This window comes from Allorhizobium sp. NPDC080224 (assembly GCF_050281005.1).
Lineage (GTDB): Bacteria > Pseudomonadota > Alphaproteobacteria > Rhizobiales > Rhizobiaceae > Allorhizobium.
In genome coordinates, this window is the sequence record NZ_JBNNWJ010000001.1 from 2,356,287 (window position 1) to 2,368,778 (window position 12,492).

Annotated in this window: 13 protein-coding genes; 5 read left to right on the forward strand and 8 right to left on the reverse strand. The window is 62.1% G+C overall.

Annotated features, from left to right (window positions below):
- Positions 1 to 10: 10 nt before the first annotated feature.
- The 5 genes from ACQKP1_RS11805 to ACQKP1_RS11825 form a co-directional block, all read right to left on the reverse strand.
- On the reverse strand, positions 11 to 1,141 hold the full coding sequence (locus ACQKP1_RS11805) for an ATP-dependent DNA helicase (protein ID WP_427275365.1): 1,131 nt from the start codon (positions 1,139 to 1,141) through the stop codon (positions 11 to 13).
- A 73-nt stretch (positions 1,142 to 1,214) separates the two neighbouring features.
- Positions 1,215 to 1,589, reverse strand: coding sequence for a nitrile hydratase accessory protein (locus ACQKP1_RS11810; protein ID WP_246753980.1), 375 nt, complete (start codon positions 1,587 to 1,589; stop codon positions 1,215 to 1,217).
- Positions 1,576 to 2,235 carry a nitrile hydratase subunit beta gene (nthB, locus tag ACQKP1_RS11815; protein ID WP_427275366.1) on the reverse strand — a complete coding sequence of 220 codons (660 nt, stop codon included), beginning with the start codon at positions 2,233 to 2,235 and terminating at the stop codon, positions 1,576 to 1,578. The genes ACQKP1_RS11810 and nthB overlap by 14 nt, the downstream gene beginning before the upstream one ends.
- On the reverse strand, positions 2,232 to 2,882 hold the full coding sequence (gene nthA, locus ACQKP1_RS11820) for a nitrile hydratase subunit alpha (protein WP_427275367.1): 651 nt from the start codon (positions 2,880 to 2,882) through the stop codon (positions 2,232 to 2,234). Before nthA ends, nthB begins: the two co-directional genes overlap by 4 nt.
- Positions 2,883 to 2,891: 9 nt before the next feature.
- Positions 2,892 to 3,485: a LysE family translocator gene (locus ACQKP1_RS11825; protein ID WP_427275368.1), complete on the reverse strand. Its 594-nt coding sequence runs from the start codon at positions 3,483 to 3,485 to the stop codon at positions 2,892 to 2,894.
- A 156-nt stretch (positions 3,486 to 3,641) separates the two neighbouring features.
- Between ACQKP1_RS11825 and ACQKP1_RS11830 the strand changes: the two genes are divergently transcribed.
- Positions 3,642 to 4,487 (forward strand): aldo/keto reductase, encoded by an 846-nt coding sequence (locus ACQKP1_RS11830; RefSeq protein ID WP_427275369.1) that lies wholly within the window; start codon positions 3,642 to 3,644, stop codon positions 4,485 to 4,487.
- Positions 4,488 to 4,649: 162 nt separating this feature from the next.
- Positions 4,650 to 5,186, forward strand: coding sequence for a metalloregulator ArsR/SmtB family transcription factor (locus ACQKP1_RS11835; RefSeq protein ID WP_427275370.1), 537 nt, complete (start codon positions 4,650 to 4,652; stop codon positions 5,184 to 5,186).
- Between the two features lie 68 nt (positions 5,187 to 5,254).
- Here the strand turns inward: ACQKP1_RS11835 and ilvN are convergent, their stop codons facing one another.
- Both ilvN and ACQKP1_RS11845 read right to left on the reverse strand, forming a co-directional pair.
- Positions 5,255 to 5,827 (reverse strand): acetolactate synthase small subunit, encoded by a 573-nt coding sequence (gene ilvN / locus ACQKP1_RS11840; RefSeq protein WP_006725998.1) that lies wholly within the window; start codon positions 5,825 to 5,827, stop codon positions 5,255 to 5,257.
- A gap of 17 nt (positions 5,828 to 5,844) precedes the next feature.
- A complete protein-coding gene (locus tag ACQKP1_RS11845; RefSeq protein WP_427276444.1) occupies positions 5,845 to 7,602 on the reverse strand; it encodes an acetolactate synthase 3 large subunit in 1,758 nt (585 codons plus the stop codon).
- 365 nt (positions 7,603 to 7,967) lie between these two features.
- On the opposite strand from ACQKP1_RS11845, the gene ACQKP1_RS11850 reads away from it, so the two are divergent.
- Positions 7,968 to 10,097 (forward strand): helicase HerA domain-containing protein, encoded by a 2,130-nt coding sequence (locus ACQKP1_RS11850; RefSeq protein ID WP_427275371.1) that lies wholly within the window; start codon positions 7,968 to 7,970, stop codon positions 10,095 to 10,097.
- A gap of 3 nt (positions 10,098 to 10,100) precedes the next feature.
- On the opposite strand, the gene miaA is transcribed toward ACQKP1_RS11850, so the two are convergent.
- Positions 10,101 to 11,015 (reverse strand): tRNA (adenosine(37)-N6)-dimethylallyltransferase MiaA, encoded by a 915-nt coding sequence (gene miaA / locus ACQKP1_RS11855; protein ID WP_427276445.1) that lies wholly within the window; start codon positions 11,013 to 11,015, stop codon positions 10,101 to 10,103.
- Here miaA and serB point away from each other — a divergent pair.
- Together serB and ACQKP1_RS11865 are read left to right on the forward strand one after the other, a co-directional pair.
- The gene (serB, locus tag ACQKP1_RS11860; RefSeq protein WP_427275372.1) at positions 11,014 to 11,904 is read left to right on the forward strand and encodes a phosphoserine phosphatase SerB; all 891 of its coding nucleotides are present in this window, start codon (positions 11,014 to 11,016) and stop codon (positions 11,902 to 11,904) included. The two genes, miaA and serB, sit on opposite strands and share 2 nt — an antisense overlap.
- A 9-nt stretch (positions 11,905 to 11,913) precedes the next feature.
- Complete coding sequence (locus tag ACQKP1_RS11865; protein WP_427275373.1) at positions 11,914 to 12,468, forward strand: GNAT family N-acetyltransferase; 555 nt, start codon at positions 11,914 to 11,916, stop codon at positions 12,466 to 12,468.
- Positions 12,469 to 12,492 lie beyond the last annotated feature (24 nt).

The window sequence follows — 12,492 nt, forward strand, 5'->3', positions numbered from 1 at the left end:
ACAGGAGCGCTCACCGGACGATGGTGAGCGTCTCCGCAGCACGGGTGACAGCCGTGTAAAGCCAGCGCTCGCGGGTATCCCGGAACGCCCAGCTTTCGTCGAACAGCACGACGTCATTCCACTGCGAGCCTTGGGCCTTGTGGACCGTCAGCGCATAGCCGTAGTCGAACTCGTCGTAACGCTTGCGCGTCGACCAGGGGATCTCGGTATCGATCTCCTCGAAGGCCGCCTTCAGCAGTTTGATCTTGGCGGCGCCGCGATCCATGTCGTCGTCTTCGGGCTTGATCAGAAGATTGATGCCAGGCTTCACGGTCTCGCGCGACGAGGTCATCACCTGCCAGAGCGAGCCATTGAGCAGGCCCTTGACCTGATCGTTCCTGAGACACACGAGCTTGTCGCCGGCCTGCGGATAGTCGACGGTAAAGCCTTTCAGCTCGCGCAAGCGCATGTTGTAGCGCCGCCGTGTCTTGTTGGTGCCGACCAGAACCTGATCGGCCCCGAGCACGAGATCCTGCGTCACCTCGTTCTTAGAGATCACCCGGGCCGTCGTGCCATAGTCGCCATACATGATCTCCTTGCCCTCGCGGATATGCATCGCGAGTTGGATGATCGGGTTGTCGCGCGCCTGGCGATGGATCTCGGTGAGCAGATAGTCCGGCTCCTGATCGGTGAAGAAGCCGCCACCGGAGACCGGCGGCAACTGGCCGGGGTCACCGAGCACGAGGATTGGCGTGCCGAAGCTCATCAGGTCGCGTCCGAGCGCCTCGTCGACCATCGAGCATTCGTCGATGACGATCAGTGCCGCCTTGGCGACAGGGCTCTGTCGGTTGATCGAGAACATCGGCGCAATCGAGGTCTTGCCGGTTTCCTCGTCCTCCACCGCCTCTTCGCCGCGTGGGCGGTAGATCAGCGAATGAATGGTCTTGGCGTTGGAGGCACCGCGCGAGCGCAGCACCTGCGCTGCCTTGCCGGTAAAGGCCGCAAACAGCACCTCACCGTCGACATGCTCGGCGAAATGCTTGGCAAGCGTCGTCTTGCCCGTTCCGGCATAGCCGAACAGCCGGAAGACGGGGGATTTCCCCTCCTTCAGCCATTTCGAAACGGCCTTGAGGGCCTCGTCTTGCTGGGGCGCGAATTGCATGGCCTAGGTCATGCGCGGATTCGTTGGCCCGATGCAAGGTCAAAGCCGGAAAAATCAGAACAAATCGTGGACATCAGACCCTGAGCGGGTCGTTTGAAAGCTCGATCGGCGCACCATGCGGCGTCGCCTCCGCCGCCCGCTGCCAGCTTTCGCGCAAGGCCTCAACGGTGTCGCGATCGGCAAGCCCCTTGCCCTCCAGCAGTGCGGCCAAGGCCGCGACCCAGGCATCGAAATAGTCAGATCCGTCCGCGGCCCGCTCTGGGAGATGCAGCTCGGCTGACAGGCTGTCGGCCCATTCCGCCCAGCTGAACACACCGCGCGCTTGGAGATGCACGGTCATCGCGAAAGCCTGTGCCTGCCACGGCTCGGCAAAAACCGGTGCCCCTTCGGACGATCGCGGCAGGCCCGGTGATGCCGCGAGATCGGTCACCGGGTCACACGCGCTCAAGATAACTCTCCCAGGCATCAATGGAGACGGTCAGTGTCGCATCGGCACCCTCGCCCCAGATCTCGTCTCCCGTGAACACGACGGTATAAACCCATTGCGGGTTTTCACCCCGTCCATGGGCGTTATCATCAGGGAAAACGAAACCGCCCTGCACTGCCTCGACGACTCCCGCCTTTGCGCGGGCATAACGCGGCAGGCGCGTATGACCGGTCGGATGGAAGTTCCTCGTGCGCACCCGATCGCCCACGCCAAACTTCGGCCCGGTCTCAACGGGACGATCGCAAGGCCCGCCACGGGCCAGCACACCCTTTACCATCTCGGCCTTCAAGACACGTTTCGGCGCGCGTCCCTGCTCCAGATGATGTCCTGATGCCAGTTCCTCGGCGGTGGCAAAGCCATGCCGCTCAAGCAGCATGTCGACACCCCGGATCCAGACCTCGTAATAGCTTGCCGCCAGATAGCTGGCAGGCGGAATAGTCTCGCGCGCATGCCGGCTCTCGTCGATCGACCAGGCGCCGAAAGCCCCACAGGAGAGCGTGATCCCGAGCGCGCGCTTTTCCCAGTCGGCATGGAAAATTGGCTCGTCCTTCTCCGGCGCGACCGGACCGAAGCCCATCTGCCCGCCGAGATCATGCGGCCCGTTCATCGCGCCCCCTCCGGTGAGAGCGCCAGGCCGGTGCCGATCATCGCGTCGCGTGTGACGAGATCGGCGAGTTGCTCTTCGTTGAAGCCATCCGTACCTGCGGGACGCATGGGGACAACGAGATAGCGCAGTTCCGCCGTCGAATCCCAGACCCGGATGCCCATGCTCTCCGGCAAGGTCACGCCGAATTCGGCCAACACCCCGCGCGGATCAATCACCGCCCGCGAACGATAGGCCGGCGCCTTGTACCAGACGGGCGGCAGACCGAGCACGGACCAAGGGTAACAGGAGCAGAGCGTGCAGACGACAAGATTGTGGGTGTCGGGCGTGTTGAAGACGGCGCGCATATGCTCGCCCTGCCGGCCCGTATAGCCGAGGCTCGCGATCGCCGCCGTCGCGTCCCGCTTCAGCCAGTCGGCGAACTCGGGATCGACCCAGGCCTTGGCCACCACCCGCGCGCCATTTCTCGGCCCCACCTTCGTCTCATAGGTCTCTACGATGGCATCGATCGTCGCGGGATCGATCAGGCCCTTTTCCGTCAGCAAGGTCTCGAGCGCCCGCACGCGGGCCTCCATATCGGAATACCGGTTGTCGTGGTGGTGGTCATGCCCGTGATGATGATCATGTTCTTCAGGGTGGTGACCGGACATCGCAGTTTCCTAGTAGAGCATGGGCCAAAGGCTGAGAACCAACAGCACGGCCATGGTGATGTTGAACCATTTGAGCCGCACCGGGACCGACAGCCATTCCCGAAGCGCCGAGCCAAATCCGGCCCAGGTGGAAACGCTGGGAACATTGACGGCCGCGAAGACGAGCGCAACGATCCCGACAGTCAGAGCATAATGATTGGGATTCGGATAGACCGCCATGGCGGTCACGGCCATGACCCAGGCTTTCGGATTGACCCACTGGAACGCGGCAGCGCCGAAGAACGTCATCGGTCGCGCCTTAGCCTCCCCCTCGGCCATCGTGCGGGAAGAGCCGATTTTCCAGGCGATCCAGAGAAGATAGAGGCCGCCGGCAACCTTGAGTGCGAGGAAGGCCGGCGGATAGGCTTGGAGCACCGCGCCGAGACCGAGGCCGACCGCGATCAACAACGAGAGGAACCCGGCACCAATGCCGAGCATATGCGGAATCGTCCGGCGGAAGCCGAAATTGACCCCCGATGCGAATAGCATCATGTTGTTGGGCCCCGGGGTGATCGAGGTCGCGAAGGCAAAGACCACAAGCGCCAGAAGCGTATCGGCCGACATGGATGTTTCTCCCGGATTTTTATGTCAGCCTAGCTGCCCTTTGGACCAATTCCATCCGTAGTCTTGTTATGGTGACACGAATGAGAGCGACTTTGTCGCTTGCCGCGCGGGACCACCTCGCTATCCTTCACACGACCCGCCCCGAGGAGCTTCACAATGCACGACGCCATACCGACTGTCACCCTGCCGGGCGGCGAAGAGGTTCCGAGCCTCGGCTTCGGCACATGGATGATGGGCGAGAATCGATCGACCGCGAAAGCCGAAGTTGATGCCATCAGGCTCGCACTCGACCTCGGCATGACCGTGATCGACACGGCCGAAATGTATGGCGACGGCGGTGCCGAACGCATTGTCGGTGAAGCCTTGAAGGATCGGCGCGAAGACGCCTTTCTCGTTACCAAGATCCTGCCCTGGAATGCGAGTTACGATGGCACAATCAAGGCCTGCCATACCAGCCTCGACCGGCTGGGGACCGACCATCTCGATCTCTATCTTCTGCATTGGCGCGGGGAGCATCCGCTCGACGAGACGGTCGCTGCGATGGAAGAGCTGAAAACAGCCGGCCGCATCCGCGCCTGGGGCGTCTCGAATTTCGATGTCGAGGACATGGAGGAACTGTTCTCCGTGGCCGACGGCAAGAACTGCGCCGTCAACCAGGTGCTCTACAATCTCTCCCGCCGCGGCATCGAATTCGACCTTCTGCCCTGGTGCCAGGAGCACCAGATCCCGGTCATGGCCTATTCACCGATCGAGCAGGGACGGATCCTGCACCATCCCGAACTGGTCCACGTCGCCAAGGCCTATCAGGCGACGCCGGCGCAGGTGGCGCTCGCCTTTCTACTCGAGCGCGAGGGCGTCATTCCCATCCCCAAGACCTCGAACTTGCGCCGCCTGCAGGAAAACCGTGACGCCGTCGATCTCGACGTCTCCGATGAAGACTGGTCACGTCTGGACGCGGCCTTCCCGCCCCCTGCCCGCAAGGTACCGCTGGAAATGCTGTAGTCGAGAGAAGCTGGGGCTCCATATGCTCAGCCACGCATCGGAAAATCACGATCTATCCACAGCCCCCGCATTTCCAGCGCTTTACGACAGCCCCTCAGGAAATTAGGAGATTGCCTAAATCGCAAATGGCAGCCTCGAAGGCTGCGGCTGACAGAGGGCCTCATGGCAAAGCGCGGAAAAACCGAAATACATCCGGCAATGGACAAGACCTCGTCCCGCGTCTTCCACGCACTCGCCTCCGATCCCCGCCGCATGATGCTGGTGCATCTGTCGCAATCGACCCTGACCGCCGGCGAGATCGCCGCCCGCTTCGACATGGCGAAGCCTTCGATCTCTCAGCATCTCTCGATCCTGGAGAATGCCGAACTCATCGAGGGCGAGAAGAAGGGTCAGTACATCCACTACAGTCTGAGACCCTCAGCCCTGCGTCACGCACTGACTGCCATGCTAACGACGACCGAATTCGATGGCGAGACGGCAGGCGCGTCGGCCGCCGAGGAAACGGTAGGCAAGGCCAAAAAGCCGTCGAAGAAGAAGGACGATTTGACAGAAGTCGAGGCAAGCTCTGACAAACCGGAGAAGACTTCGAAGGCAAAGGCCAGCGAGAAACCCGTCAAGGAAAAGCCGAAAAAGGTGGAGGCTGATCTGCCCCCGGCACCGCAGCAAATGGGCCTCCTCGATCTCCTCGGCATGAACTGAAGAGGCGAGGCAACAAAAAGGGCGACCGCGAGGCCGCCCTTCTTCATTTCGGGATTTTCCCGAACTCCTTACATGCCCTGCGGACCGCGGTTCATCGCGGCAATGCCGGTGCGGCAGATCTCGTTGAGGCCGAGCGGCTTCATGATCGAGACGAACTGGTCGATCTTCGACGACTTGCCGGTGATCTCGAAGATGAAATGGTCGACCGTCGCATCCACGACCTTGGCCTGGAAGGCATCGGCAAGCCGAAGCGTCTCGGCCCGCATTTCGCCGGTTGATACGACCTTCACCAGGGCCACCTCCCGCTCGATCGGCCGCTCCTGGCCGAGATCCTTGGCACGGACCGTCAGGTCCAGCACCCTGTGCACCGGAACGATGCGCTCGAGCTGCGCCTTGATCTGCTCGAGCACGCCCGGCGTGCCACGCGTGACGATCGTAATGCGTGACAGATGCGCCTCATGCTCCGTCTCGGAGACGGTCAGGCTCTCGATGTTGTAGCCGCGGCCGGAGAACAGGCCGATGACCCGGGCAAGAACGCCCGGTTCGTTGTCGACGAGTACCGAGAGCGTATGGCTCTCGATGGCTGAGGTTTCCTTGGCGATGAAATAGGCCGAACCGGTCGGCTGAAGATGAGCGTTCATGATCTTTTTCCTCCCGGTCAGACGAGCTGACGGCCCTTGGCATCGATGGCAGTGGCAACCGCTTCGTCGGTCGCCTCGTCCGGCAGCAGCATCTCGTTATGGGCCTTGCCCGAGGGAATCATCGGGAAGCAGTTGGCGAGATTGGCAACGCGGCAGTCGAAGATGACAGGCTTCTTCACCTCGACCATTTCCTGGATCGCGCCGTCCAGATCGTCGGGCTTCTCGCAACGGATGCCGACCGCGCCATAGGCTTCCGCCAGCTTGACGAAGTCAGGCATGGCTTCCGTGTAGGAGCTCGACAGACGGTTTCCATGCAGCAACTGCTGCCACTGGCGCACCATGCCCATGTACTGGTTGTTCAGGATGAAGATCTTGACCGGCAGCTCATACTGGATGGCGCAGGACATTTCCTGAATGCACATCTGGATCGAGGCATCGCCCGCGACATCGATGACCAGCGCGTCGGGATGCGCGACCTGGACGCCGATGGCGGCCGGCAGGCCATAGCCCATCGTGCCGAGGCCGCCTGAGGTCATCCAGCGGTTCGGCTGTTCGAAGCCGATATACTGGGCTGCCCACATCTGGTGCTGGCCGACTTCCGTCGTGATGTAGGTGTCGCGATGCTTGGTCAGTTCATAAAGCCGCTGCAGCGCATATTGCGGCATGATGACGTCCTTGGACGGCGTATAGGCGAAGGAATTACGAGACCGCCATTTGGCAATGCTGGCATTCCATTCGGCCGTCTGCGAGGCCTCAGGCTTCTTCGGCAGGGCGCGCCAGGCGCGGACCATGTCTTCGAGAACACGGCCGACATCGCCGGTGATCGGCACGTCGACGCGGACATTCTTGTTGATCGACGAGGGATCGATGTCGATGTGGATCTTCTTCGAGTTCGGCGAAAACGCGTTCAGACGCCCGGTGATGCGGTCATCGAAGCGCGCACCGATGCAGACCATGACGTCACAGTCATGCATCGCCATGTTCGCCTCATAGGAACCGTGCATGCCGAGCATGCCGAGCCAGTTCTTGCCCGAGGCCGGATAGCAGCCGAGCCCCATCAGCGTCGACGTGATCGGGAAGTCGGTGAGACCGACCAGTTCACGCAGCAGCTTGGTGGCTTCCGGACCGGAATTGATGACGCCGCCACCGGAATAGATGATCGGACGGCGGGCCGTCGCCATCAGCTCGACGGCAGCCTGGATGGCGCGGGCATCGCCAGAGACCTTCGGCTGGTAGCTCTTCAGCGCCTTGTGCGCATCCGGCGGCGTATAGGTGCCGGTGGCGAACTGGATATCCTTCGGGATATCGACGAGCACAGGACCGGGACGACCCGTCTGGGCGATGCGGAAGGCTTCGTGGATGATCGAGGCCAGCTGGTTGACGTCCTTGACCAGCCAGTTGTGCTTGGTGCAGGGGCGCGTGATGCCGACGGTGTCGCATTCCTGGAAGGCGTCCGAGCCGATCAGCGAGGTCGGAACCTGGCCGGAGATGCAGACGAGCGGAACGCTGTCCATCAGCGCATCCTGCAACGGCGTCACCGCATTGGTGGCACCGGGGCCCGACGTGACCAGCATGACGCCGACCTTGCCAGTCGAGCGGGCATAGCCTTCCGCCGCATGGCCCGCGCCCTGCTCGTGGCGGACGAGAATGTGCTGGATGTCTTCCTGCTGGAAGATCTCGTCATAGATCGGAAGCACGGCCCCACCGGGATAGCCGAAGATATGCTCGACACCGTTATCCTTGAGCGCGCGCAGGACGATCTCGGCGCCAGTCATCTGATTGTCTTTACCCGTCATGCTGTGTTTCCATCTGCCTTCTTGGTTTTGGGGCTGATAACCCGGTTCAGGGCATAAAAAAAGGCCCCTTGAGGAGCCTGTCATCTAGCGCATGGGTGGCTATCGCCGGATGGTTACACCATCCTGCCCATGCGCCGTCCCACCACGATAAGTGCCACCGAGTTTTTCATGGAGCGAAGTGTTAGCCAGAAAGCCCTCAAGCGTCAACGCATCTTTTGCAAATTTTCGGACGCTGAAGCGAAAGTTTGTTGCGCAGACAATGATAAACTATCACTGCCAGCCTAATGCATTACACGAAATTTTAAGCGCGCCCCCATAAACTTGCGCCAGCAGGGAGAATGCGCTTGTTGAACGATGATCTTCACAAGTCCGGCGCAGCCGGAGATAAAGACCGCCGCGATGGCATGCGGCCTGGCAACCGGATGCTCGGACGCGTCGTCGCCTGCAACGGCTCGCGCGCGACGATCGCAGCCGTCGCCGAAGACGGTGGCACGGATCTCACGGAGCTGTGGTCCGTCGGCCGTCTGATCTCGATCACCGTTGGCAAGAACCGCGTCGTCGCCCTCGCCTATTCCATGCAGACGGAAGGCAAGGACTGGGGCGAAGGGGCCGACAACCAGTTTCTCATCGAGGTCGAACTGCTCGGCGAAGTCTACGTTCACGAAGACGGCCAGGAACTCTTCTCGACCGGCATTTCGCGCTACCCCTATCTCGGCGCCATCGCCCACCGCATTCGCGCGGCTGATCTTCTGCGCATCTACGACACCCGCCTCGGCGACACTGCAGTCATCGGCAAGCTCACCCAGGACGAAACGATCGACGCGACGATCCATGTCCCGTCTATGCTGTCGAAGCACTTCGCCGTGGTCGGCTCGACCGGCGTTGGCAAATCGACCGCCGTCTCCTTACTTCTGCGCAAGGCCATCGAAAGCGATCCGAAGCTGCGCATTCTCATTCTCGATCCGCACAACGAATTCGCGGCCGCCTTTCCCGAGCTGGCCGTCGTCATCGATACCGACACGCTCGACCTGCCCTTCTGGCTGATGCGCCTGGATGAATTCGCAGAGGTTCTGTTCCGCGGTCGCCCGCCGGTTCCGGAAGAGCTCGACATCCTGCGCGATCTCATGCCAGAAGCCAAACGCGCCTTCCGCGGCAATGAGAGTGCCCTGATGCGGCGCATGGCCGACAAGAGCTCGATGACCGCCGACACACCGGTGCCCTACCGCATCGCCGACCTGCTCGCGCTCATCGACGAGCGCATCGGACGCCTCGAAGGCCGTGGTGAAAAGCCCTATCTGCGCTCGCTGAAAATGCGCATCATGTCGGCGGTCAACGATCCGCGCTATCACTTCATGTTCTCCAACAACACGATCAGCGACACGATCATGGAGACGATCGCGCATATCTTCCGCATACCGGGAGACGACCGCCCGATCTCGACCTTCCAGCTTGCCGGGATACCGTCGGAAGTCGTCAACTCCGTCGCCTCGGTTCTCTGCCGCATGGCCTTCGAGCTGGCGCTCTGGTCGAATGGCGCGATCCACATGCTCGTCGTCTGCGAAGAGGCCCACCGCTATGTGCCGGCCGACCCCACTCTCGGCTTCTTCCCGACGCGCCAGGCCATCGCCCGTATTGCAAAGGAAGGCCGTAAATACGGCGTATCGCTTGGCGTGATCACCCAGCGCCCGGGCGAACTCGACCAGACGATCCTATCGCAGTGCTCGACGCTGTTTGCCATGCGCCTTGCCAACGACCGCGACCAGGAGATCATCCGCTCGGCCATCCCCGACAGTTCGATCTCGACCACCAGCTTCATTTCCTCGATCGGCAATGGCGAAGCCATCGCCTTCGGCGAGGCGATCGCCGTTCCCATGCGGATGCGCTTCACCCGTGTGGCGGAATCGGCGCTGCCGAAAGCCAATGGCGTCAACGCCAAGCAGACCGAGGAAACGCCTGATACCGTCGATCTGCGTACCATTGTCGGTCGTATGCGTGCCATCGCGGGGCCAGACATCTCGGCCTTCCAGCAGAGCTTCGAGACCGGTTTCGGCGGCACCCCGAGCGCCCCTGATGGCATCTATGACGACGAGGAGTTCGACGACGACGACGGACCTTTCGACTCGCTGCGTCCGTCGTTTGCCCCACAGACTCCGGCGCGCCCGGCCGCCTCTCCTTTCCCGACGGCATCACCACCCCCCATGACGCGTCAGCCTTTCGAGACGCCATTGCCGCGACAGACGTTGCCGGTCTCGGAGACACCGCCGATCGAACCCTATCGTCCGGACATGCTGCCGCGCCTTGGTATCGACGAGGCGCCCCGCCCGCGCATGGAAAGCCCGGCGCCGGCTCACTCCATGGCTGGCGAGCCCCCGCCAGCGACCTTCGGCTCCCAGCCCCTGCGCCGTGAGGGCGGCTCATCCTTGCGCGAGAGCATTCTCAAAAAACCGCTGTCGAGCCTCTACAAGCGCGACTGACGGTCAGTCGATCCGGAACACCGCCGGATCGACTCGTTCCCAGCTTTCATCCATCTGGTTGCGGAACCAGGTCATCTGTCGCTTGGCATATTGGCGCGTCGCGGCAGAGGCCCGCTCGATCGCTTCTTGTCGGGTTATCCGACCCGCAAGCATGTCGGCGATTTGCGCCACGCCGATCGCCTTCATGGCAGGCATCTCCGGCTTCAGGCCAAGCGACAGAAGCGCTTCGACCTCCTCGATCGCCCCCTCGTCCATCATCTGTTGGAAGCGCCTGTTGATGCGGTCGTGCAGCACCGCACGATCCGGCAGGACCACGAGCTTGCGGGCACGCTCCGGATCGACCAGCATCGGTCCGGACTGCTTCTGAAACTCGGCGATCGACCGCCCTGTCGCTCGGAACACCTCGAGCGCACGCACGATCCTTTGACCATCACCTGGATTGAGGCGCTGCGCTATCGCCGGATCCAAATCGGCCAATTCCCCGTGCAGCGCTTCGGCCCCTTCGGCTTCAAGCCGGTCGCGGATCTCTGACCGCAGGCCAGCCGGGATCGCGGGCATTTCCGAAAGCCCCCCGGTCAGCGCCTTGAAGTAGAGCCCGGTACCGCCGACGAACACCGGAAGGCGCTTCTCGTGCTTCAGTCGCTCCAGCTGCGCGCCCGCTTCACGCAACCAGTCGCCAGTCGAATAGGTTTGGCCTGCCGGGACATGGCCATAGAGTTCATGCGGCACCCCGCCCATCTCCGCTTCACCAGGACGGGCGGTGACGACGCGCAGCGTGTCATAGACCTGCATGCTGTCGGCATTGATGACGACGCCGTAATGGCGGCGGGCAAATTGAAGCGCGAGCGCAGACTTGCCGCTGGCGGTCGGCCCGGTTATCAGGATCGCGTCATTGTTCTTGTCAGGATCTTCCATCATGGCCTTGGTTGCCACGCTTGTCGCCAATCCGTCAAACCCTGTTCTGAGCCCCGCCCTCGGTGAGAAGGCTGCGGATGCCGTCGCGTCTTCGCGCCTCTACTGGCTGGCCGACGGGATCGCCTGCGACATTCCCCTTCCCGATGGCACCGATCCGATCAAGGCCGAAGGCGCCCTGCGTCAGGTGCTGGCGGGTCAGCCCGTCGACCTGGCGGTCCAGGATGCCGACACTCGCCGCAAGCCCTTCCTGATCGCCGACATGGATTCGACGATGATCGGCCAGGAATGCATCGACGAGCTCGCGGCCGAAGTCGGCCTGAAGGAAAAGGTCTCCCAGATCACGGCCCGGGCCATGAACGGCGAGATCGCCTTCGAGCCCGCCCTGCGCGAACGCGTGGCGCTGTTGAAGGGTTTGCCGATCTCGGTGGTCGGCGAGGTGATCGCCAAGCGCATCACCCTGACCCCGGGCGGCAAGGAACTGATCGCGACGATGAAGGCGAGAGGCGGCTATACCGCGCTTGTTTCCGGTGGCTTTACCGTCTTCACCGGTCCGATCGCCGCCATGCTCGGTTTCGATGAGAACCGTGCCAATATCTTGATCGAAGAGGACGGCGTCCTGACTGGCGAGGTCGCCGAACCGATCCTCGGCAAGCAGGCCAAGGTGGATTCCCTGCTAGACATCGCAAGCCGTCTTGGCATCAGCCCGAACGAAACGATTGCCGTCGGCGACGGCGCCAATGATCTGGGCATGCTCGGCATCGCCGGCTCCGGTGTCGCCCTGCATGCCAAGCCGGCCGTTGCCGCCGAAGCGAAGATCCGCATTGACCACGGCGACCTCACCGCCCTTCTCTATCTGCAGGGCTACCGCAAGTCGGACTTCGTGACCGCATAAGGGCTGATCATGCTGATCGTCGAAACGGAGCGACTGATCCTGCGCAACTGGCAGGAGGAGGATCGAAACCTCTTCTACGAGATCAACCGCGACGAAAAGGTCATGGAGTTCTTCCCGTTCCGCCGCTCCCATGCGGAATGCGACACCCTGTTCGATCGGAACCGGGACATGATCAGTGAAAAGGGCCTTGGATTCTACGCGCTCGCCGATCGGACCACAAACGAAGCAATGGGCTTCTGCGGCCTCTCACCCGTGGACCTTCCCGGCATCTTGCCGGAGGGATCGGTCGAAATCGGCTGGCGTTTGGCCACCCGCTTCTGGGGCCGCGGCTACGTCACCGAAGCGGCGTCCCGCCTGATCGAATACGCACGCACCGACCTACATCTGCCGACAGTCTACGCCTTTGCCGTCGACGCCAATCATCGGTCGACGGCTGTCATGCAACGGATCGGCATGCAGCGTCTGGCTGGCCAGGATTTCGATCATCCCAAGGTGCCTGATACGCATCCGCACCTGAAGCGGCATGTCTTGTTCAGAGCTCAGTTCGATTCCACCCCGATCTGAACAAGATGATATTCCTAATTTACG